Origin of the sequence: Thiorhodococcus minor, from assembly GCF_010820565.1 — a bacterium.
Taxonomy (GTDB): Bacteria; Pseudomonadota; Gammaproteobacteria; order Chromatiales; family Chromatiaceae; genus Thiorhodococcus; species Thiorhodococcus minor.
Map to the genome: position 1 here is coordinate 51,979 of NZ_JAAIJQ010000022.1, position 22,051 is coordinate 74,029.

General features: G+C 64.8%; 21 protein-coding genes. 11 read left to right on the forward strand and 10 right to left on the reverse strand.

Features of this window, described 5'->3' with window-relative positions; all coding sequences use genetic code 11:
- The first annotated feature begins 170 nt into the window (after positions 1–170).
- From clpB to G3446_RS09520, 3 genes are all read left to right on the forward strand, one after another.
- On the forward strand, positions 171–2,771 hold the full coding sequence (clpB, locus tag G3446_RS09510) for an ATP-dependent chaperone ClpB (RefSeq protein WP_164452594.1): 2,601 nt from the start codon (positions 171–173) through the stop codon (positions 2,769–2,771).
- Between the two features lie 7 nt (positions 2,772–2,778).
- Complete coding sequence (locus tag G3446_RS09515) at positions 2,779–3,744, forward strand: PDC sensor domain-containing protein (protein WP_164452595.1); 966 nt, start codon at positions 2,779–2,781, stop codon at positions 3,742–3,744.
- A gap of 176 nt (positions 3,745–3,920) precedes the next feature.
- Positions 3,921–5,480 (forward strand): ArnT family glycosyltransferase, encoded by a 1,560-nt coding sequence (locus tag G3446_RS09520; protein ID WP_164452596.1) that lies wholly within the window; start codon positions 3,921–3,923, stop codon positions 5,478–5,480.
- Between the two features lie 571 nt (positions 5,481–6,051).
- On the opposite strand, the gene G3446_RS09525 is transcribed toward G3446_RS09520, so the two are convergent.
- From G3446_RS09525 to G3446_RS09540, 4 genes are all read right to left on the reverse strand, one after another.
- Positions 6,052–7,317, reverse strand: a complete 1,266-nt coding sequence (locus tag G3446_RS09525; protein ID WP_164452597.1) for a NupC/NupG family nucleoside CNT transporter — start codon at positions 7,315–7,317, stop codon at positions 6,052–6,054.
- A gap of 99 nt (positions 7,318–7,416) precedes the next feature.
- The gene (hslO, locus tag G3446_RS09530; protein ID WP_164452598.1) at positions 7,417–8,289 is read right to left on the reverse strand and encodes an Hsp33 family molecular chaperone HslO; all 873 of its coding nucleotides are present in this window, start codon (positions 8,287–8,289) and stop codon (positions 7,417–7,419) included.
- A gap of 15 nt (positions 8,290–8,304) precedes the next feature.
- The gene (locus G3446_RS09535) at positions 8,305–9,141 is read right to left on the reverse strand and encodes a metallophosphoesterase family protein (RefSeq protein WP_164452599.1); all 837 of its coding nucleotides are present in this window, start codon (positions 9,139–9,141) and stop codon (positions 8,305–8,307) included.
- A gap of 60 nt (positions 9,142–9,201) precedes the next feature.
- The gene (locus G3446_RS09540; protein ID WP_164452600.1) at positions 9,202–9,522 is read right to left on the reverse strand and encodes an MTH1187 family thiamine-binding protein; all 321 of its coding nucleotides are present in this window, start codon (positions 9,520–9,522) and stop codon (positions 9,202–9,204) included.
- Positions 9,523–9,667: 145 nt separating this feature from the next.
- On the opposite strand from G3446_RS09540, the gene G3446_RS09545 reads away from it, so the two are divergent.
- The 4 genes from G3446_RS09545 (at position 9,668) to G3446_RS09560 (ending at position 13,753) form a co-directional block, all read left to right on the forward strand.
- Complete coding sequence (locus G3446_RS09545) at positions 9,668–10,129, forward strand: hypothetical protein (protein WP_164452601.1); 462 nt, start codon at positions 9,668–9,670, stop codon at positions 10,127–10,129.
- 105 nt (positions 10,130–10,234) lie between these two features.
- Entirely contained in the window at positions 10,235–10,528 is a 294-nt protein-coding gene (locus G3446_RS09550) for a DUF6489 family protein (RefSeq protein ID WP_164452602.1), read from the forward strand.
- Positions 10,529–10,628: 100 nt separating this feature from the next.
- A complete protein-coding gene (locus G3446_RS09555; RefSeq protein WP_164452603.1) occupies positions 10,629–13,157 on the forward strand; it encodes a sensor domain-containing protein in 2,529 nt (842 codons plus the stop codon).
- A complete protein-coding gene (locus G3446_RS09560; protein WP_164452604.1) occupies positions 13,154–13,753 on the forward strand; it encodes an Lcl C-terminal domain-containing protein in 600 nt (199 codons plus the stop codon). Before G3446_RS09555 ends, G3446_RS09560 begins: the two co-directional genes overlap by 4 nt.
- A gap of 34 nt (positions 13,754–13,787) precedes the next feature.
- Here the strand turns inward: G3446_RS09560 and purN are convergent, their stop codons facing one another.
- On the reverse strand, positions 13,788–14,471 hold the full coding sequence (gene purN, locus G3446_RS09565; RefSeq protein ID WP_164452605.1) for a phosphoribosylglycinamide formyltransferase: 684 nt from the start codon (positions 14,469–14,471) through the stop codon (positions 13,788–13,790).
- The gene (purM, locus tag G3446_RS09570) at positions 14,464–15,540 is read right to left on the reverse strand and encodes a phosphoribosylformylglycinamidine cyclo-ligase (RefSeq protein ID WP_164452606.1); all 1,077 of its coding nucleotides are present in this window, start codon (positions 15,538–15,540) and stop codon (positions 14,464–14,466) included. The genes purN and purM overlap by 8 nt, the downstream gene beginning before the upstream one ends.
- Before the next feature lie 120 nt (positions 15,541–15,660).
- On the opposite strand from purM, the gene G3446_RS09575 reads away from it, so the two are divergent.
- On the forward strand, positions 15,661–16,221 hold the full coding sequence (locus G3446_RS09575; RefSeq protein ID WP_164452607.1) for a CDP-alcohol phosphatidyltransferase family protein: 561 nt from the start codon (positions 15,661–15,663) through the stop codon (positions 16,219–16,221).
- Between the two features lie 6 nt (positions 16,222–16,227).
- Here G3446_RS09575 and hda read toward each other — a convergent pair whose 3' ends face one another.
- Together hda and wrbA are read right to left on the reverse strand one after the other, a co-directional pair.
- The gene (gene hda, locus G3446_RS09580) at positions 16,228–16,932 is read right to left on the reverse strand and encodes a DnaA regulatory inactivator Hda (RefSeq protein ID WP_245232407.1); all 705 of its coding nucleotides are present in this window, start codon (positions 16,930–16,932) and stop codon (positions 16,228–16,230) included.
- A gap of 22 nt (positions 16,933–16,954) precedes the next feature.
- Positions 16,955–17,554: an NAD(P)H:quinone oxidoreductase gene (wrbA, locus tag G3446_RS09585; protein WP_164452609.1), complete on the reverse strand. Its 600-nt coding sequence runs from the start codon at positions 17,552–17,554 to the stop codon at positions 16,955–16,957.
- 421 nt (positions 17,555–17,975) lie between these two features.
- Between wrbA and G3446_RS09590 the strand changes: the two genes are divergently transcribed.
- Both G3446_RS09590 and G3446_RS09595 read left to right on the forward strand, forming a co-directional pair.
- Positions 17,976–18,551: a thioredoxin family protein gene (locus tag G3446_RS09590; RefSeq protein WP_164452610.1), complete on the forward strand. Its 576-nt coding sequence runs from the start codon at positions 17,976–17,978 to the stop codon at positions 18,549–18,551.
- 107 nt (positions 18,552–18,658) lie between these two features.
- Positions 18,659–18,952: an acylphosphatase gene (locus G3446_RS09595; RefSeq protein WP_164452611.1), complete on the forward strand. Its 294-nt coding sequence runs from the start codon at positions 18,659–18,661 to the stop codon at positions 18,950–18,952.
- On the opposite strand, the gene G3446_RS09600 is transcribed toward G3446_RS09595, so the two are convergent.
- Positions 18,949–19,734, reverse strand: coding sequence for a metallophosphoesterase (locus tag G3446_RS09600; protein ID WP_164452612.1), 786 nt, complete (start codon positions 19,732–19,734; stop codon positions 18,949–18,951). The two genes, G3446_RS09595 and G3446_RS09600, sit on opposite strands and share 4 nt — an antisense overlap.
- 589 nt (positions 19,735–20,323) lie before the next feature.
- Between G3446_RS09600 and G3446_RS09605 the strand changes: the two genes are divergently transcribed.
- Complete coding sequence (locus G3446_RS09605) at positions 20,324–20,743, forward strand: rubrerythrin family protein (protein WP_164452613.1); 420 nt, start codon at positions 20,324–20,326, stop codon at positions 20,741–20,743.
- Between the two features lie 554 nt (positions 20,744–21,297).
- Here G3446_RS09605 and G3446_RS09610 read toward each other — a convergent pair.
- Positions 21,298–22,026 (reverse strand): group II intron maturase-specific domain-containing protein, encoded by a 729-nt coding sequence (locus G3446_RS09610; protein ID WP_245232408.1) that lies wholly within the window; start codon positions 22,024–22,026, stop codon positions 21,298–21,300.
- Positions 22,027–22,051: the final 25 nt, after the last annotated feature.

Below are 22,051 nucleotides of genomic sequence, written 5' to 3' on the forward strand. Positions count from 1 at the left end.
GCGGCGTCGGCGGACTCGAAGCTGTGATCTTGTTCAAGGCAGTTTACAGGAGCGGGCAGGTGGCGCCCAATGCTTGGCTGCTGGCCAGCCGTCCGCCGCTGCCCTTGATTCGGGCGGGTCGCTTCCCACATTTCCGATAAAACCCTACAAGTTTTCTGGAGTAAGCCACTGTGAGAACGGACAAGCTGACTGCGAAGTTTCAGATGGCCCTGGCGGATGCGCAAAGCCTCGCCCTGGGCCGCGACCATCAATTCATCGAGCCGGTGCACCTCATGGTCGCGCTGCTGGACCAAGAGGGCGGGACCATTCGCCACCTGCTCAATCAGGCTGATGTGAATGCCAACCGCTTGCGCTCCAGCCTGGGCGAGGCGTTGGATCGGCTCTCGACCGTGCAGGGTGCGGGCGGCGACGTCCATCTGAGCAACGACCTGAGCCGCCTGCTCAATCTGACCGACAAGCTCGCCCAGCAGCGCAAGGACCAATACGTCTCCTCGGAGCTCTTCGTCCTCGCGGCGCTCGAGGACAAGGGACCGCTCGGCAGCGCCCTGCGCGAGGCGGGCGCGAGCAAAGGGGCCATCGAGAAGGCGATCGACTCGGTGCGTGGCGGGCAGGGCGTCGACGACCCCAATGCCGAGGACCAGCGCCAAGCCTTGGAGAAGTACACCATCGATCTGACCGAGCGGGCCGAGCAAGGCAAGCTCGATCCGGTCATCGGGCGTGACGACGAGATCCGCCGGACCATTCAGGTGCTCCAGCGCCGCACCAAGAACAATCCAGTGCTCATCGGTGAGCCTGGCGTGGGTAAGACGGCCATCGTGGAAGGGCTTGCCCAGCGCATCGTCAACGGCGAGGTGCCCGAGGGGCTCAAGTCCAAGCGGCTGCTCTCGCTCGACATGGCCGCGCTCATCGCCGGCGCCAAGTTTCGCGGCGAGTTCGAGGAGCGCCTCAAGGCCGTGCTCAACGACATCGCGCGCCAGGAAGGCAACATCATCCTCTTCGTCGACGAGCTCCACACCATGGTTGGGGCCGGCAAGGCCGAGGGCGCCATGGACGCGGGCAACATGCTCAAGCCCGCGCTGGCCCGCGGCGAGCTGCACTGCGTGGGCGCCACGACGCTCGACGAGTACCGCAAGTATGTCGAGAAGGACGCCGCGCTGGAGCGCCGCTTCCAGAAGGTGCTGGTCGATGAGCCCAACGTCGAGGACACCATCGCCATCCTGCGCGGCCTCAAGGAGCGTTACGAGGTCCACCACGCCGTGGAGATTACCGACCCGGCCATCGTCGCCGCCGCTGTGCTCTCGCACCGTTACATCGCCGACCGCCAGCTCCCGGACAAGGCCATCGACCTCATCGATGAGGCGGCCTCCCAGATCCGCATGGAGATCGACTCCATGCCCGAGGAGATGGACAGGCTCGACCGCCGTCTGATCCAGCTCAAGATCGAGCGCGAGGCGCTCAAGAAGGAATCGGACGACGCCTCCAAGAAGCGGCTGGCGGATCTGGAGGAGCAGATCGGCCGATTGGAGCGCGAGTTCGCCGACCTCGATGAAGTCTGGAAGTCCGAGAAGGCGGCGGTGCAGGGCACGGCCCACATCAAGGAAGCGCTCGACCGCGCCCGCATCGAGATGGAGACCGCGCGTCGCGCCGGGGATCTGGCCCGCATGTCCGAGCTGCAATACGGCCGCATTCCCGAGCTGGAGAAGCAGCTCGCCTCGGCGGCCGACCTGGAGGTGGGTGGCGAGAACAGGCTGCTGCGCAACAAGGTCACGGACGAGGAGATCGCCGAGATCGTCTCCAAGTGGACCGGCATCCCTGTCTCTCGGATGCTCGAAGGCGAGCGCGAGAAGCTGCTGCGCATGGAGCAGGAGATCGAGCAGCGGGTCGTCGGGCAGAATGAGGCGGTGCGCGCCGTCAGCGACGCCATCCGCCGTTCGCGCGCGGGGCTGTCGGATCCGGCACGACCTATCGGCTCCTTCCTTTTCCTGGGGCCGACGGGTGTCGGCAAGACGGAGCTGTGCAAGGCGCTTGCGGCCTTCCTCTTCGATACCGAGGAGGCCATGGTCCGCATCGATATGTCCGAGTTCATGGAGAAGCACTCGGTCGCCCGGCTCATCGGCGCGCCGCCCGGCTACGTGGGCTATGAGGAAGGCGGCTATCTCACGGAGGCGATCCGTCGCCGGCCCTACAGCCTCATCCTGCTCGACGAGGTCGAAAAGGCCCATCCGGACGTCTTCAACGTGCTGCTGCAGGTGCTGGACGACGGCCGCCTGACCGACGGCCAGGGGCGCACCGTGGACTTCCGCAACGCCGTCATCGTCATGACCTCCAACCTGGGCTCGGACGTCATCCAGCAGCGCGCCGGGGAGGCCAACTACGCCGAGATGAAGGGCGCTGTCATGGAGATCGTTCGTCACGCCTTCCGGCCGGAGTTCATCAACCGGCTGGACGAGATCGTCGTCTTCCATCCGCTCCAGCAAGCGCAGATCCGGGCCATCGCGCGTATCCAGATCACCTATCTCCAGGCGCGTCTGGCCGATCGGGATATGCGTTTGGAGGTCAGCGAGGCGGCGCTCGACCATCTGGGGGAGGCTGGATTCGACCCGGTCTATGGCGCGCGGCCGCTCAAGCGGGCGATCCGAGCACAGCTCGAGAACCCGCTCGCGCAGGAGATCCTCGCCGGAAAGTTCGCGCCGGGCGACCTCATCGAGGTGGGTATGGCGGACGGTCAGCTTGCCTTCGAGCGCGTGCTCCAGGGCGAGCTGGTAGACTGACCGCCCTATGAGTGAAGCACTTCAGACCGCCGTCGCGCGGCAACGCATGCTGCTGCAGGGCCGCCTGTCCGGGCTGTGCGAGCGGCTGGTGGCCGGATGCCGGTCGGCCTGGCCCGACCGGCTGGCCTTGGAGGGCATCCTAGTCGATGCCCTACCAAGCCTGGCGTCCTGCAAGTATCTCTACATCCTGGATGCGAATGCGCACCAGATCACGGCGAATGTCTCTCCGCAAGGGCTGCTCCCGGAGCATCTGGGGCGCGACAGGAGCCAGCGTCCATACCTCGCGGAGGCAATCGCGGGCGACCGCTTCTCGCTCTCGCCCGTCTATCTGAGCCGCAATGCGCGCCGCCCCTCGCTCACCGCCGTCCAGCGCATCGAGGACGAAGCCGGCGGCCTGCTCGGCTTCTTGGGCGCCGACTTCGACCTGCGCGAGCTGCCCCTCACGCGGGAGCTTTACAAGCAGCCGGAGCAATGGCTGCAGATGAAGGGAGATCCCGCCATCCGTGGGGGGCTCTTCAACCAGCAGCGTGTCGAGAGCCTCATGGACAGCCGCATCGACGAGGTGCTGGACCTGATCGTCGAGCTCATCACCGCCCACGGCGTGTTTCATGGCAAGCTGCACTTCTCCAGCTCGCGCGCGACGCTCTGGACCATCGACGACCCCTTCCGCTACCGCATCCTCGATTACGAGGACCTGACGAATCCAGGCATCTGCCTGGCCTATACCAGACGCCCCTATCCCGAGGACGCGTCCATCCCTGAAGAAAAGATCCGACCGGTCTTCGACACCTTTCGCGAGCTGCGGCTCATGGACGAGACCATCTATCTGCGCTCGGGCTCGCTCAATATCTTCAACGGCATGGTGGGCCTGAACTTCTCCTGCGACGGCTCCCACTACATGCAGTGGGACGAGCTCCTTCATAAGAGCCTGGGGTTTTGGCTGGGGACTGGAGAAGCCTGCCCGACCGGGTAGATGGCCTTGGCGGAAGAGGGCGCCCATCTTCAGATCGATGCCGCATACAATTCCTTGCCTTGTGCCGATGTCTTGTTAAGGTGCAAGCCGGGTCGTAGAGATTAATAACATTAGAACACTCTAAAGTTTGATCGGCCCGTGTTATGATCCGCGCGATTTTGCTGTGAGGAATCACTATGTCCAACGCAGAGAATAAGACCGCCGACGCCAAGTCGGATGCCCGAGCTGCGCGCCCGCAAGGCCGCTCGCTCTTGCTGCTCACCTTCATTTTGGCCATCGTTTTCGTTGGCTCCGGCCTCGTCGGACATGCACCCTGGAAGCTGCATGAGGTGCAGAGCCTGGAGATTGTCCAGACGATGGCCGAGAGCAATGATTTCGTCGTGCCGATGCGCGACGATCAGCCCGCTCTCGAGACGCCGCCGCTTTTTTTCATGACCGCCGTGGGACTCACCGACAAGCTGGCGGACTACATTCCCGAGCGCGATGCCGCACGGGTCGCCGGCGGGGCCTATCTCGCCATTACCCTATTATTCGCCGGCCTGCTCGGGCGCCTGACTTGGAAGCCCGCCGAGCACAAGAACGTCGGCCGAACCGGGGCAATGACCGTGCTCATCCTGATCGGCACCCTGGGTGTGGTTTGGTTCGGTCACGATGTGACGACGGACAGCGCGCTGGTGGCCGGCGTCACCGTCGGCCTCTACGGCTTGCTGCTCTTGCCTAGGAGCACCCTCTGGGGCGGGCTCTGGCTGGGCACGGGGGCCGGCATCGCCTTCATGGCGAAGGGGCTCCTCGGTCCGGCGATCCTCGGCGTGACCGCCTTGCTCATGCCCTTCCTGGCGACTTGGGGCGGGCTCGGGAAACAGATCCGCGGGATGTTCGTGGGGCTGCTGTTCGCACTGCCCTGGCTCGCGATCTGGCCTTGGCTGCTCTATCAGCGTGATCCGCAGCTGCTGGATCAATGGCTGTGGGGCAACAATCTCGACCTCTATCTCAATAACATCGCCGTCGGCACGCCGCAGGAGAACCTCCAGTGGCTCTGGGCGATCCTGATCATGGCCTTTCCCGCCTGGCTGCTGGCGATCTTGGCGCTGATCGTGCGTCCCTTCGCATTCTTCGGGCTGCCGGGAGTCCGCTTGGCGCTGCTGGTCTCGGTCGTCGGCTGGGCAGTGCTCCTGACCGCCGAGGCGGCGCGGCCGATCCATGGCGTGATGCTGCTGATCCCATTGGCCGCCCTGGGTGCCGGCAGCATCACCCGGATGCCGGGCTTGATCGTGGCACCCGTCAAGTGGCTGTCCGCCTTGCTCTTTGGTGCCCTGGCCCTGACGCTTTGGGGGCTCTGGGGCTATCTCAGATTCAAGGGGGAGGTGCCGGAGATCGAGCAAGTCAACGCCGTCATGCCGGACGGCTATGGCTTCGCCTTCCAGCCGATCCTCTATCTGGTGGCCGCGGTGGCGACCGTGCTTTGGCTCTGGATCGTCATGCGCTTCCGTTCGCCAAAGCCATCGGCGCTCTTGGCTTGGCCGGCTGGAGTCGTGATGGCCTGGACGCTGCTGATGATGCACCAGCCCCTGGTCGATAAGCTCGTTGCGGAGCGCGGCATGGTCGTCGAGCCCTCGATCGGGGTGCCGCTCGCGCTGCAGCAGCCCGAGCAAGCCGGCACTGTCGCTTCCGAGGCGGAGGCTACCGAGTCTGATTCCGAGGCAGAGCCAGCGGCCGAGCCAGCCGCAACGCCCTAGGTCCGGGCTTCAGCTCGGCATTGCTTGCGACAACCAGACCCCCGGCTTCTCCAATGGAGTCCGGGGGTCTCTTCGTTGGCGCTTTCGTCGGTCCAGGAGTCGGCCTCGATCATCGTTCGGTCCACCTGGCTGCCGGGAGCAAGGCGCCCCTGCGTAAGGCACTGATTTCCTAACCAAGATCGCAGCGATCCTTACGCTTGCACTGGGTTTTGGACCAGACGATGATCAAGGCCCAGGGGTCGATCCGCTGTCAGCAAGCTCGAACCGCGAAGACGCCAAGGACGCGAAGAAAGACAAGGGCTTGCTCCGCAATGCCCTGTTGCCCTCTGGAGTAGTCCTGCGAAGGGGGTGCATTGAAATCCGTCCTGCGCTTTGAGCTTTGCGGCTCAACTCTCCTCCTGCTGTGATGGATTGGCTCGATCCACATCCGTCGTCCTGCTTAAGGCATTCACCCAATGGATGCGCTCGTGCGGATGCCATCCGCCGGCCAACTGACTGCTTCCGAAAGCTGGCTGCTGGAAGCTGGCAGCTGATCGCTCTCGTCCGGTCGAGCCGATCGCCGGGCTTGGCCCTAGATCCAAAGGGCGACGACCGCACCTGTCATGAGCGTCGTCATGGTTCCGGCCAGGATGGACTTCATTCCGAGCCCGACGATCTCGTCGCGTCGGGCGGGTGCCATGGTGCCGAGTCCGCCGATCATGATGCCGAGGCTGCCGAGGTTGGCGAAGCCGCACAGGGCATAAGTCATGATGAGCCGGCTGCGCTCGCTGAGCGTACCCTCCGGCAGCCCGGCCAGCTCGAGGTAGGCGATGAGCTCGTTGAGGACCGTCTTGATACCCATGAGGGCGCCCGCCGCGCTCGCTTCCGACCAGGGGATGCCGATCAGCCAGACGACCGGGGCCATGATCCAGCCAAGCAAGCGCTGGGCGGAGACCGGCTCGCCGCCGATCGCCGGCAGAAGCCCAAGGAGCTGATTGGCCAGGCTGACTAGGGCGACCATGACGATCAGCATGGCCATGATGTTGAGCCAGAGCGGAATGGCGTCCAGCGTGCCGCGGGTCACGGCGTCCATGGCGCTGCGCGTCTGGGCGTCGATGCGGACCTCGGGCTCATCGGTGGCGCTCGCTCCCTCCGGCACCAGGATGCCGGCGAGGGTGAGCGCCGCAGGGGCGTTGATGAGGGATGCGGTGAGGATGTGTCCGATGGCATCCGGGACGACACCGGACAGGAAGCTCGCATAGAGAAACATCACGGTCCCGGCGATGGTCGCCATGCCGCAGGTCATGAGACCGAAGAGCGCGGACCTGGACATGGAGGCCAGATAGGGGCGGATCAGCAGGGGCGCCTCCGTCATTCCGACGAAGACGTTCGCTGCCGCACCCAGACCCAGTGGCCCGCCGGTTCCGAGTGTGCGCCGCAGCAGCCATGCGAAACCGCGCACCAGCAGCGGCAGGATGCGCCAGTGAAAGAGCAGGGCGGAGAGGGCGCTGATGACCAAAATCAGCGGAAGGGCGCGGAATGCCAGCACGAAGCTGTTCTGCGGATAGCTGGTCTCGAAGGGAGCGGAGCCGCCGCCGAGATAGCCGAAGACCAGCTCGGTGCCCGTCTGGGTCGCCTCCTGGAGCGCGAGCACCATGTGGTTCAAGACGAGGAAGGCGTCTTGAACCTGGGGCAGCTTGAGCAGCACCAGTGCCATGACGAGCTGGAGTGCGATGCCCGCCAGGATGAGGCGAGGGCGCACGGCACGCCGGTCTTCACTGAGCAGCCAGGCCAGCAGAATCAAGACCCCCAGCCCGAGTAGGGGCTGGAGGCCGGTCAGGAAGGATTGCAGGTCCATCGGTCCGAAAGTCCGTCGGTTGCCAGGTCGTCGCGCCGCTGGAGCCGCGTCGCTGGAGCGAGCTCAGCCTAGGCGCGGCTTGCGCTCGCTCGGCGCACCCTATTGCCGCGTCTGCGGTGGCTCGTGCTTGGTGGTGGCGGCGAATAGCTGGCGTGTGTCGACGGGGTCGAAGCGATACTCGCGGTTGCAGAATTCGCAGGTCACTTCGATGGCGCCTTGCTCGGCAAGGATGCTGTCGACCTCCTCTTCGCTCAGCATCTTGACGGTATCCTCGATACGGCTGCGTGAGCAGCCGCAGCGGAAGGACACGGGCTCGGGCTCGAAGAGTCTCACTGTCTCTTCATTGAACAGCCGGTAGAGCAGATCCTCGCTCGGGAGGTCCCTGAGCTCGCCCGCGGTCAATGTGCCGGCCAGCATCTCGACGCGCTCCCAGTCCTCGTCCTTGGCGCCTTGATTCGGCATCTTCTGCAGCAACAGTCCGGCCGCGCGCTGGTCGTTGGCGGTCAGCCACAGCCGGGTCTTGAGCTGCTCCGATTCGCTGAAGTAGCCCTCGATCGCCGCGGAGAGGTCCGCGCCCTCTAGGGGCACGACGCCTTGATAGGGCTTGGCATTCGGCCGTTGCACCGTCAGCACCAGGCGTCCCTCGCCAAAACGCTCCGCGAGCGAGCCTTGCTCAGGCACATCGCCCTGCCAGCGGGCCAGCCCACGCAGGGTACGGGCATTGGTGGCTTGCGCGACCAGGGTGCGAATGGGGCCAGCGCTCTGGACTTGGAGGATGAGGGAGCCCTCGAATTTGATGGTTGCCGCGAGCAGTGCGACGGCCGCGAGCGCTTGGCCAAGCGGCTCCTGGACGGCGTCCGGATAGCTGTGTGCGTCCAAGACGGCGCGCCAGCTGGCGTCGAGATGGACGAGGTTGCCGCGGATGCCGGCATTTTCGAAGAGAAATCTGGATAGGGTATCTGCGTCTTTCATTGAATACAGCTCGAGTCAATCGATACTGGCCAGGAAGGCCTCGACCGCGGGCTCCAGCGGCCGCTCGCCGGCGAGGACGGCGGGCTCGAAGTCGCGGCGCCAGGCCGGCATCAGCAAGCGGGCGCGTCGCCATTCCTCGAACAGGATCCGTGCGAGCGGCCCGCCTCCCTCGATGAAGCCGTGATCGTGGAAGTCGCGCTCGGCCTGGTCGCGGTCGTAGTCGAAGCGAACGATCTCCCAATGCCAGCCTGTCGCGCGCAGCTCCAACAGGACATAGCTCCCGCGTGGGTCGCCGTCGAAGGGCGAGCCGACGGAGCCGACGTTGAGGACTGGGATGCCGTCCACGACGCGCTGGAGCGGACGGTGCGTATGGGCGGTGACGAAGAGGGCGACGCCGTCGGGCATGACGGCGCGGACGTCTGCGTCGCTGACACTGGTGGTGATGCCTTGGCGGTTGCTCGCCATGGTGCCATGGGTGACGTGCACCCAGCTGGTGTCGTCTCCGCCGTTGAAGCAGAGGTGGTCCGGCCAGTCCTCCAGCGCGCTCAGGCGCGGACGGACCTGGTGATAGGTCCAGTCCGCGAATCGCCGCATCTCCGCCTCGAGGGCGTCGCGCGGCGCTTCGCGGGCGCAGCGCAGGATCCAGTCCTCGTGATTGCCCTTGACCGGCAGCCAGCCCTTGCTGCGCCGCAGCGCGTCGAAACGCTCCAGGCATGCGCGGCTGCTGGGGCCGCGGTTCACGAGGTCGCCATCCATGATCACCATGTCCGGATCCCAGGCGAGTATGCGCGAGACGGCCTCTTCCATGGCCGGCAGGTTGCCCTGCACATCCGAAAAGATGGCGATCTTCATGGCCGATGCTCCGATAAGGCTGATCCAATACCTTACCGGGAAGCTGCGGTCAATGGAGCTCTAGCTGCCGTGACTGAGGGTACCGATGCGGCCTTCGACCGACTGGATCTTGCCTTTCAAGCGGCCCTTGGGACCCTTGCGAATGTCGAGCTTGGCGACTGCGTAGACGCGCTCGCAGCCCTGCTCGTCGAGCAGGCTCTGGGCGCGGGCAATGAGGTCGAGCGCCTCGGGCAGCGTGTCCGTCTCGATCTGTGTTCCCATGGGCGAGAGCTGATAATCGAGCCCGCTGTCGCGAATCATCGCGACCACGGGGGCGACGAATCGACTCACACTGACTCCCTGGTCTGTCGGGAACATCGCGAGATCCAAGATCACAGACATGGCTTTACACCTATTGTTTTCGGGGGTTTAGGTTTCGCCGTGCGGGATTGCCGCACTCGGTGCTCGGGCCTTAGACTTCGAGGCGCGCTGTACCGCTCGCTAAGCCGGGTCACACAGCTCGAGTCATCTAGCTTCGGAATGGGTCATGGCATCAGAAATCGATTCAGGCGAGCCGGACTGGGATACGCCGCTCTCCCTCACGATCACTCCGGGCCTCATTATTCACGCGCTGATGGGAACCGCGAGCGCCGTACATACCGGCTGGAGCAGCTGTATCGATGATACCCTAGTGCTCTCCAACCAGGCGGCGATGGATGACCAAGCGGGGAACTACGTGCGCTTGGTCGAGCAAGAGTTCGTCGAAGAGGATCAGCCCGGCCAGCTGTGGCACGATTGGACGCTGGAGATTCGCGTCGGCTCGGTTCTCACGACCGGACATTGGCAGTTCGCCGCGAACGCGCATCCGTCGGAATGGGAGTGGAACGCGCGCGAGGCAGGCCGCGCCTTCGAGCGCGCCTGCGTGCTGCTAGGCCGGCGCGTCAAGCGTATCTTCGCCGTCGAGGAGCCGGTCCAGCTCGAGGAAGTCCCCCGCGCAAGCCGGCACTGAGAGCTGTTTCCCCACCGCGCATGCTCGTAGCCTGCCTGTTGGAGGACATCGGGTAGTCGCCTCCAGACGCGAGACCGACACCCATCTTGCGACCAGGAGTGGCCCATGAAAGTGACCGTCGATATCGACATCTCCCCGGAAGAGGTCCGTAAGTTGTTCGGTTTGCCGGATGTCGAGGCTTTTCAGCGTCAGATCATGGATGACATCCGCGAGCGCATGGTCGCGGGCGCGGAAGGGTACGATCCTCTGAAGCTCTTCCAGCCCTACCTTGCCGGAACCATGGCATCCTGGGACCTTTTCCAGAAGATGCTGACCAACGTCTCTACGGGGGCGGCAAAGAATGCGACAGAGGGGGCCTCTGGGTCCGAGCCGGAGGGAAGCCGGAAGCGCTCGGGCTAGCCCCGATCAGGCAGAGGCCGCTTTGGACGAGATCGCTGAAGAAAGCGCGACCGAAGATCCAGATGGCGTCACTCATGGAGTCACTCTCAGAACTGTCCGTATGACGAAAGCGCAGCAGGCGACTAGGGATTGTGGGGCGTCGCTCTACGGGCAGGGCTTTGCGATCGAGCTGATGCATCAGCTCGTGGTCCCCGCGTTCGTCATCGACGCCGAGGGTCGGGTCATCGTCTGGAACCAGGCGTGCGAGCGCCTGACGGGGATGCGCGCCCGCGATGTGCTGGGAACCCGAGAGCATTGGCGGGCCTTCTACGACGCGCCGCGCCCCTGTCTCGCCGATCTCATCCTTGCCGGCCGGGACGGCGAGATCGAGCGTCTCTACCCCGAGCATGTGCTCGATGCCAGCGAGGCGCATGAGGCGCACGCGGAGAATTGGTGCGTCATGCCTTTGCGCGGCGTGGAGTGCTATCTGGCACTGGACGCACGCGCGATCCGCGATGCGGAAGGGCGTGTCATCGCGGTGGTCGAGACGCTGCGCGATCAGACGGCGCGGTGTCGGGCCGAATCCAGGCTGCGGCTGATCGCGAGCGTCTTCGAGAGCTCGCAGGAGGGGATCCTGATCACGGATCCCCGCAAGCGGATCCTGGATGTCAATGCGGCGTTCACGAGAATGACGGGCTACAGCCGCGAGGAAGTGCTCGGCAAGACGCCTGGGATCCTCAGGTCGGGACTGCAGGACGCCTGCTTCTACGAGCAGATGTGGCGCCAGCTTGAGCGCGACGGTCATTGGCAGGGGGAGATCTGGAACCGCAAGAAATCGGGCGAGGTCTTTCCGGAGACCCTGCATATCAATGCCGTCAAGGACGACCAGGGCGGCATCTCCCACTACATCGGGACCTTCCTCGACATCACCGACCTAAAGACGACGCAGCAACGTCTGGTCAGCCTGTCGCACTACGATCCCCTGACCGATCTGCCCAATCGGGTCCTGCTCGTTCGTCGTCTCCATCAAGCCATGGCGCGGGCCCTGCGCTTCGAGCGGCTGGTCGCCATCTGCTCGCTCGATCTGGACGACTTCAAGCGCGTCAACGACAAGTACGGCCACGAGGCCGGGAACGCACTGCTGGTCAAAGTGGCCAACCGGCTGCGCGGGACGATGCGGGTCTATGATGTCGCGGGGCGCCTCGGCGGGGACGAGTTCGTCCTGCTGCTCACCGACCTCCTCAGCGCGGACGAGCTCGACGAGATCCTGGGGCGCATTTTCACCCAAGTCACGCGGCCCTATGATGTCGGCGATCTGGCGATCAGGGTTTCGGCCAGTATCGGGGTGACACTCTATCCCTTGGACGACAGCGACCCGGATACGCTGCTGCGTCATGCCGATCATTCCATGTATCAGGCCAAGCAGCTCGGCCGCAACCGCTACCAGCTCTTCGACATGGAGGCGGCGAAGGATCTGAGGGCCCGTCATCAGGAGCTGGAGCGTCTGCGCCTCGCCCTGCGGCAGGGCGAGCTGCGGTTGCACTATCAGCCCAAGGTCAACATGCGCACGGGGCAGGTCATTGGGGTGGAGGCCTTGATCCGCTGGCAGAGGGATGCTGACACCCTCGTCGCTCCAGGGGACTTCCTGCCAGTCGCGGAGCACTCGCCGCTCATCGTCGACATCGGCGAGTGGGTGCTCGGCGAGGCCATCGCCCAAGCCATGCGGTGGCGGGATCAGGAGCTCGACCTGGTCATCAGCGTCAATATCGCCGCCCGCCACTTCCAGCATCCTGGCTTCCTGGCGGGACTGAAGCGTATCCTGGCCCGGCATCCGCAGATGCCTCCGGATCGCCTGGAGCTGGAGATCCTCGAGAGCACCGCACTGGAGGATGTCGTCAGGATGCGCGCGCTCATGGCGGAATGCCAGGCCATCGGCGTGCGCTTCGCGCTGGACGATTTCGGTACCGGCTACTCGTCGCTCAGCTATCTCAAGCAGCTGCCCGCGGACACGCTCAAGGTCGATCGCTCTTTCGTGCGCGACATGCTGGACGACCAGGACGATCTCGCGCTCGTGGAGGGCGTCATCGGGCTCGCGGCGATCTTCCGCAAGCAGGTGGTCGCCGAGGGCGTGGAGACCCCCGAGCAGGGGCTGGTGCTGATGCGGCAGGGATGCGATTACGCTCAGGGCTTTGGAATTGCGCGGCCAATGCCGCCCGATCAGGTCGCCGCTTGGATCTCATCCTATCGGCCCGATTGGAAATGGGCACTCTTGGGTGATCGGCGCTGCCGGAGCCAGGATATGCCTCTGATGCTGGCGAGATACGAATACAGCCGCTGGATCACCCGCTTGGTCGAAGGTGTCGAGCGTCGCGAGCCTTGCGGGGAGATGCTCAGAGGAGAGGAGCTTCCCAGCCCGCAGTTCGTCGTTTGGCTGAAGGGCGAAGGCCGGCGCTATTACGGGCGCCTGCCGGAATACACTGAGCTCAGGTATCTCCACCATGAGCTGCTGCGCGCCTGCGCCATGGCGAGCGAGGCCGTTAATCTGGGCGACGATGGTGTCGCAGCGGCCGTTTGCGAAGAGCTGCGCGAGCTCGAGCGGCGCATCCTGACCATGATTCAATCACTGCAGCGGAGCGCCGCCATCCCATGACCTCGGCGCGACTCTGGAGCTTCGTGGCCTGCATCTTTGGACTCGTCGCCGCTGCCGGCGCGCGCGAGTGCGAAGACGAAGCGCTGCCGGACATGCCGAGTCCGCGTTTCGTTGTGATCCAGAACGGTACCGTGAAGGACGCCAGAACCGGGCTCATGTGGAAGCAGTGCGCCGAGGGGCTTACCGGGATCGGCTGTGCGCGCGGTCAGGCGACCGCGCTCAGCTGGAAATGGGCGATGCGGCGCGCCCAGACCTCGACCTTCGCCGGGCATGCCGATTGGCGGCTACCGGACCGGGATGAGCTGATGTCCTTGCTGCAGCGGCGCTGCCATGGACTGGACATCGACGGCGTGGCCTTCCCCAACACGCCGCCGGGGCGCTTCTGGTCCGGTACACCCGCGACCTATTATCCGGGCAGCGCCTGGCGCCTGCACTTCGGAACCGGCGACATGGACTATGGGACGAAGCGGCAATCCGCCTATGTCCGCTTGGTCCGCGACGCCCATGCCTGCACGCCAGTCCGTCCCAGCACCTGCCTGCCGCACGAAGACCGCCTCTACGAGCCGCATGGCTCGGTCGAAGAGCTCGAGGAGTAGCCGGGACCCGTCCTCGCTCTTTGTCGCGGCTGGCTTAGATTGCGGCCTCGCTCTCGCGAGCGTCCAGGTCGTCGAGCAGGCATGGCGCTCGGAGGGGCGTTCCGTCGAGATGTGGGCGGCCATCTTCCCCGAGCCTCAGCCGACCCTCGGCGAACCAGCGTACGGCCGTCGGGTAGATGCGGTGCTCGCGCTCGAGCACGCGGGCCGCGAGCGCTGCGGCGTCATCGCCGGGCAGCACAGGGACACGGGCCTGCAGGATCACGGGTCCCCCGTCCAGCTCGGCCGTGACGAAGTGGACGCTGGCGCCGTGCTCGGTCTCGCCGGCATCGAGCGCGCGCTGGTGTGTGTGCAGGCCGCGATACTTCGGGAGGAGCGAAGGGTGGATGTTCATCATCCGACCTTGGTAGCGGTCGACGAAACCTTCAGTGAGGATACGCATGAAGCCCGCAAGCACCACGAGACCTGGGGCGAAGCGGTCGATCAGATCGCCGAGTGCCGCGTCGAAGCCCTCCCGGTCGCCGTAGTCGCGGTGGCTGAGGACCTCGGTCGGGATGTCGTGGCGGCGTGCGCGCTCGAGTCCGAAGGCATCCGCGCGATTGCTGATGACGGCCGCGATGCGGATGGGCGCGCCTCGGAGCTGTGCGTCGATCAGTGCCTGCAGGTTGCTGCCGCTGCCAGAGATGAGCGCGACGACCGGGAGCGGTGTCCGCTCAGCCATTGCTCGCCCCACCGTCGTTGAAGACGACCTGAGGCTCGCCCTCCGCGACCTCGAGATGGCCGATCTTCCAAGCCGTTTCGCCGCTTTGGCGCAGCTGCTCCAGGGCGCTTTCCGCGTCCTCGGCTGCGACGCAGATCACCATGCCGACCCCGCAGTTGAAGGTGCGAAGCATTTCCATGTGCGAGATGCCGCCGCGCGTCTGCAGCCAGTCGAAGACGGCCGGACGTTTCCACGACGCGAGACCGATGCGCGCAAGGACGCCCGCGGGCAGCACGCGTGGGAGGTTTTCCGTGAGTCCGCCGCCGGTGATGTGCGCGAGCGCATGCACCTCCATGGACTGCGTCAGGGGCAGGACGGAGCGCACGTAGATGCGCGTCGGGGCCAAGAGCGCGTCGCCGAGTGGACGGCCGTCGAGATCCTGGGACAGGTCGGCGCTGCTCACCTCGATCACCTTGCGGATGAGCGAGTAGCCGTTGGAGTGAGGCCCGGAGGAGGCGAGCCCGATGAGGACGTCTCCGGGCTTGGCGCGATCTGGCGTGATCAGGCGGCGCTTTTCGGCGATGCCGACGCAGAAGCCCGCCAGGTCGTAGTCGCCCTTGGCGTACATGCCGGGCATCTCGGCCGTTTCGCCTCCGGTCAGCGCGCACTGTGCCAGCTCGCAGCCGCGCGCGATGCCGGAGACGACGGATTCGGCGACCTCGACGTCGAGCTTCCCCGTGGCGTAGTAGTCGAGGAAGAACAGCGGCTCGGCGCCGCTGACGAGGATGTCGTTCGCACACATGGCGACCAGGTCGATGCCGATGGTGTCATGCCGTCCGAGCTCGATCGCGAGCTTGAGCTTGGTGCCGACGCCATCCGTCCCGGAGACCAGGACTGGCTCGCGATAGCGATCGAGCGGCAGCTCGAAGAGTGCGCCGAAGCCTCCGAGCCCATCGAGGACGCCCGGCCTTCGCGTCGCCGCGGCGAGCGGCTTGATGCGGTCCACAAGCCTGGCTCCCGCGTCGATGTCGACGCCAGCGCTGCGATAGCTCAAGTTGGCGGATGGAGGGCGTTGGAAATCCTGCGGCACGCGGTGGCTCCGGTCTGGCTGATGATAGGCCGCATAGTATAACGAGCCTTGGACACTCAGGATGCTCCAAGCTAGGATCACAGCCCCACAAGTGTGCACACTGCCTTAAGGATGTGGTCTTTGAAGCCGAGCGATCTTCCCAACATCATTAGCGTCACCAGGCTGATCGCCGTCGTCCCGGTGGTCTATCTGCTGATTCAGGAGCAGTATCTCTGGGCCTTGATCCTGTTCGCCGCCGCGGGCGCCTCGGATGGGCTGGACGGTTTCCTCGCCAAGCATTATGGGTGGCAGAGCCGGCTGGGGGGGATCCTGGATCCGCTGGCCGACAAGACCTTGCTTGTCTGCTGCTTCCTGGTTCTCGGCTCGCAGGGCCTGATCCCCTTGTGGCTGGTGCTGGCCGTCGTCCTGCGCGATGTCGTCATCGTCAGCGGTGCCGTGCTCTACAACTATGGCGTCGCCGAGGTGGAGGCGGCGCCGATCCCCGTCAGCAAGGTGAATACCGCGATCCAGCTTCTGCTCGTGGTCGCGGTGCTCACGCACGCCGGGGTCTACGGGCTGCCCGATGTCTGGCTCCAGACGCTCGTTTGGAGCTGTCTGGTCACCGTGATCATCAGCGGCGCTCAATATGTTTGGATCTGGGGGCGCAAGGCCGCGCGGCAGGGCTGGAGTCGGCACGACTGAGCGCGCTTAGGCGTCGCCATCCAGTGCGCGTCTGACGAGCGGGATGGTCGGCTGACGCTGCTCGCGCAGGCTTGCGCTGTCGATGCGGGCAAGGATGTCCATCAGGGATCTAGGATCGCGGGGATAGCGGTTCATGATGAAGCGGATCACCTCTGGGCCGAGCTGCAGTCCGCGGCGCGCGGCGGATTCCGCCATGAGGCGGGCGCAATCGTCGTCCTGCAAGGGCTGCAGGCGGTAGCGCGGTCCCCAGAGCAGCCTCGAGGCGAGATCGGGCAGACCGACGCCGAGGCTGTCGGGCGCGCTATTCGCAGCGATGATCAGCTGGCGGCCGCGGTCGCGCAAGCGGTTGAATAGGCCGAACAGGGCCTCTTCCCAGGTGCCGCTGCCGACGACGCTTTGCATGTCATCGATGGCAACCAGCTCCATGCGCTCGAGATCTTCCAGTACCGAGGGCGTCAGGCCGGCTGTGGCAAGCGGCAGATAGTGCGCCTTGCGACGGTGCTCGCGCGCCGAGATGCAAGCTGCCTGCAGCAGGTGCGTCTTGCCAGTCCCGCTGTTTCCGAAGAGAAAGACGAACGGCTCCCCCGAGCCTTGAGCGATCGCGGCGACAGCGGCGACGGCCTCCATGTTGGGGCCGGGGAGATACTCCGCGATGGTCGGCTCGCGCGGGAGCTCGATCGGCAAATGCAGCTGTTGGTAGGGCGCGCTCAAAGGTGGCTGGGCCCTGGCGGGCTCAACGCGGCTCGACCGCGAGCCTTGCGGCCGTGGCCGCGAGGCGCTTGCCGAGGGCATGACAGAGCCGTTTCTCCTCCTCGGCGACGGGGCGGTCGCTATCGGTGCCAGCCAGGTGGGAGGGGCCGTAGGGCGTACCGCCCGTTTGCGTGTGCAGCAAGTCCGATTCGCTGTAGGGCAGCCCCATGATCAGCATGCCGTGGTGCATCAGCGGGAGCATCATGCTGAGCAGGGTAGTCTCCTGGCCGCCATGCAGGCTCGAGGTGGACGTGAACACCCCCGCCGGCTTGCCCGCCAGCGCACCCGCTAGCCAAAGACCGCTGGTGCCATCGAGAAAATACTTCATGGGTGCCGCCATGTTCCCGAAGCGTGTCGGGCTGCCCAAGGCGAGACCGGCGCAGTGCTTGAGGTCGTCCAGCTCGGCGTAAGGCGCGCCCGTTGGCGGGATGCTGTCCTCCACGGCCTCGCAGACCGTGGAGACGGCTGGAACCCTTCGCAGCCTGGCTTCCAGTCCCGCCGACTCGACACCGCGTGCGACTTGATGCGCCATTTCGGCGGTTGCGCCATGGCGACTGTAGTAAAGAACCAGGATGTAGCGCATTGGAATCTCTGCTCGGTGCTCATTGATGGCTGCTCGCGTTGGTGGCTGCTCTCATCTGCGGCCGCTCACGGGGCGATAGTCTAACGCAAACGTCCGCGCCGACAGTCTACCCGCCTGCGCGCGAGCGCTCGGTCGTGTCTCGCCGCGAGGTCCTGCCCCGGCCCAGGGTCCGCTCGACTGACGTTGAAAGCGGCGCCCGATCTGGTGAGAATCTGGACCCGCTGCCGTTGGCAGCTCGCCACCCCGGGACATGAGACGGGCGGCAGGTCGGGCCGGTGCGAGGATAGATCGAGGTGCGGCGTCGTCCGGGCTTCGTGCCTTGCCCCCGCTCGAGGAGCCGGCGGCTCCGCGCTCGCTGGGGTCGCCCAGTCTTGCCGATCTGGCTGACATTGGACCGGATAACGATGAGGAGGAGTTTGGAATGCACTCGATTCAGAGCTGGAGATCCCGAGGGAAACCTGCAAGCGCATCTGGCTGGATACTCCTTTGGCTCGCACTCGTTTGGGCCGGGACCGCGCTGGCGGACATTCGGGATCCGGCAGACCACTTCTTCGGCGCCACCTTCGGGGATTTCTCCGAAGAGCTCGAGACGGCCAGGGGCGAGGGGAAGCAAGGCATCTTGCTGATGTTCGAGATGGATGAGTGTCCCTTCTGTCATCGGATGAAGACCACGGTGCTCAATCGATCGGAGGTCCAAGACTACTTCAGGGACCATTTCCTGATCTTTCCGGTGGACATCGAGGGAGATATCGAGATCACGGACTTTTCCGGTCAGGTCATGGCGCAGAAGGACTTCGCGCTCAAGTCGCACCGTGTGCGCGCCACGCCCGTGTTCGCCTTTTTCGACCTAGATGGGAGCCTGGTGGCGAGGTACACGGGGGCGACGCGCGACGCCGATGAGTTCATGCTCCTCGGGACCTATGTGGTCGAGGGCCGCTACAAGGACATGAGCTTTTCACAGTACAAGCGCGAGCGGCGCGAGACGTCTCGGCGATGAGGCCGCGGAGCGGCGGAAATCGCGCTGCCCTTGATCTCGAGAGCCTGCACGGCCGGCTCGACGCTTGACACCGGCGGCTGAGGCGCCGCAATCCTGAGGAGTCCGAGATGGATGATCATCAACACGCGGAGCAACGGGTCTGCTACCGCTGTCTAGTGGCTGGGCGGGTGCAGGGGGTCTTTTTCAGGGCCTCGGCGCGCGAGCAGGCGATGCGGCTCGGTGTGACCGGCTATGCCAAGAACCTGCCCGATGGGCGCGTTGAGGTGCTGGTCTGTGGCGAGGCGCACGCCGTGACCCAGTTGCGCGATTGGCTTCGTAGTGGGCCATCTGCCGCTCGGGTCACGGGGGTTGCGTGCGAGCCGCTCGACTACGCCTCGCACGCTGACTTTGTGATCGATTAGTAGCCGCCGACCTGGTGCAGGGGCAGCTCCGCGTAGTGCTGTAGGCGCACGACCTTGGTCGCGAGGGCTCCGTCCGGGTAGAGGGTCAGCTCCCGATAGCCGGGCGGGCTATCGTCGATGGCGAAATCTCGGCTGCCCGGGAGGAACTGAAAGCAGGTCGATGGAGAGCCTAGGATTGCGCACTCGCCATGCTTGGCATGGAACGCCTGATGGATGTGGCCGAACACGATGGCCTTGAGGTGCGGGTGGCGGTCGCAGAGTGCTGTCAGCTCCGCGCCGTTGTCGACGCCCATGGTGTCCATCCATGCGCTGTGGATAGGAATGGGATGGTGGTGGAGGAAGATCGCCGTTGGCGCGCGATTTTCTTCCAGCAGGCTCTCAAGCTGGCTCAGCTGGACCGCGCTCAGGTGTCCGCCGTCTTGCCCTGGAACGCTGGAGCTTAGGAAAACCAGGTTCCATCCTTGAAGTCGCCTGAGCGCGACCGGTCCGAGCGCCGCCGAGCCCAGGTGCGCGGACATCAGCTCCAGATTGTCGTGATTGCCCCCCACGCAGTAGTGAGGCAGCTGTGTCCGACGCAAGGCTTCTCCCAAGTATCGGTATCCCGACGCCGTTTCATCGTGCACCAGATCTCCGCTCAGGATGACGGCGCTGGTCTCCGTGCTCGACGAGAGCGCAAGCTCGAGCACGGCCTCGAAGCTGTCTCGCGTGGTGATGCCCAGGAGCTGGCCGGTCGAATCACCGAAGAGATGCAAGTCGGTCAATTGGAGTAGACGGATAGGCATCTCTTTCTCTGCGCTCGTGGCGACGTCCTGTAGCTGATGCGGATGGTGAATGTTAGCGACGTTCGTGGGCGTGTCTGCCGACATAAATGGTTCCCGAATGATGCGGCTAGCGGAGATGGCTCGGGACTCGTAGGTCCATGGACCGCTGTTCTATCAGCCGCTTCTAACGCTCACAATGAACCCGTTCACGTGATCCTAATGGTTATGCATGCAAGGCGGTCAGAGTGAGAGATGTGTCACAAGACAAGGTGCCCTGCGTCATCTTGCCTCGGCTTGATTCCTCCTCCTGCACACATCATCTGGTGATCGATGCCAGCGCTCAAAGGCCTAGGTGAGCAAGCGCGGTCGGGCCGCTTGGGCTGTCGACGCGCGACGGCCTCGCTGGGCGTTGCTGGGCTTGGCTACAGGCCAAGCCGTTGAGTCGCCGAAACGCGTAGAGGCTGTCGGGAGCTGGAGTCTAGGCTCCATAATGAGCAACGATCACCGTCATTGGAACAAACAATTTCTTCGCCCGACCCCCTCAACTTAAGGTTCAGCACGTTCGAGACGCGGTCAGAAGAAAACCCCCAGTAATTACGAGGAGAGCCCTATGGAGCTGAAAGGCAGCAAGACCGAGCAGAGCTTGAAAGAAGCCTTCGCTGGCGAGTCGCAGGCCAACCGTCGCTACCTCTACTTCGCGGCAAAGGCCGACGTCGAGGGTTACAACGACGTTGCCGCCGTTTTCAGATCGACCGCCGAGGGCGAGACGGGTCACGCGCACGGTCACCTCGAGTACTTGGAGGCGGTTGGCGATCCGGCAACAGGTCTGCCGATCGGCGGAACCTCCGACAATCTCAAGGCGTCGATCGCTGGCGAAACCCACGAATACACGGATATGTATCCCGGGATGGCGAAAGCCGCTCGTGACGAGGGCTTCGACGAAATCGCCGATTGGTTCGAGACCCTGGCCAAGGCCGAGCGCTCGCACGCCAATCGGTTCCAGAAGGCGCTGGACAACCTCGACGCCTAGTAGGGCATGCCACTCGAGGCTGCGGATCTCATCACGGATATCGGCAGCACAGCTGCTGGGGGTGTGTCGACCTCAAGCTCGTCACCCCCAGATTGGTTCTTTCTCGCAGGAGGAGAGGGAGTTGAATCCGCGTCGGCCCCGCGCGATTCCCGCTCGGGCTGGGCTCCGGGGTGCGGATCCCCTTGCTCGTCAGGCGCTTGATCTGACGGCGCTCTGCCGTCGGGGTGTTTTGGCGGCTTCTGTCACTTCTCATACCATCTGGCTGGTCTTGACGCCCGCTTTCTGTGTCGCGCCGACAGTCGCATGGCTCGGCTATGCTCCTGCCGGCGCTCCTCGAAGGCGGACCTCAATCCGGCGCTGCCTGGTACACGCATTTCCGGAAATCGCCTCAGCGCTCTGCACTCCGACGCTGCCGGCCAGGGAAGCGCAAAGCGCGAGGCCGGTAGTCGGGTAGCCGGGTGACGTTACCGTCACCCGGCCCCCTAAGAACCCGGCGTGCGAGTTTCCCCGCACCGGGCTCAAGCCTTGATAAGGCGCCGTGAAGCACCCGACGATCAACGGGGACGTGACGGCGGCGCATCACAGAAGAGCCATTTGGGTGCGCTTTTCGGCGCCTCTTGCCTGTGACGCGCGCGTCGTGCGGCGAAGTAGCTCGCCTGCGCGGAGTCATAGGGGTTGGCGGCGGCGCGAATGCGCACATGGCGGCGGATCGGAATGCTCAGCATCCGAAAGAGATCGACCGACCCGTCTGTGAACACCCAGTCGTAGCCCGCCTTGCGGGTGTAGTAGCGCTCCTTGACCCACCTGCGGGTACGCTGGGAGTGTCGCCGTTTCGCCCAATTCCATGTCATGCGCCAGATCGCATGGTCGATGTCGTTGAAGATGTCCTTGCTCACGACATGGCGGTAGTCGTTGCCCCAGCCCCGGATCACCGGGTTGAGGCGGCGGATGAGGACACCCTGAGGCAGACCTTTGCCTGTGCGGATGATGCCTTGCACGCGCTCCTTGACCGCTGCGATGCTGGATGCGGCTGGCTTGATGAGCAGCTTTCCCTGATATTTCCGGACATTGAAACCGAGGAAGTCGAAGCCCTGATCGATATGGACGATGCGGGTCTTCTCCTCTGCCAACTCCAGTCCTCGCTCCTTGAGGAACTGCACCACCAGCGGTTTGACGTGCGCTTCGAGCAATGCCCGAGAAACGCCCGTGATGATGAGTCGAGTCGCCCCGAGGAACCGCCCCCCGAGGCGCTCACAGAACCGGACGTGAACGTCTCCGCTCATCCGGCTCCTCCTATCCAGCCGCCCG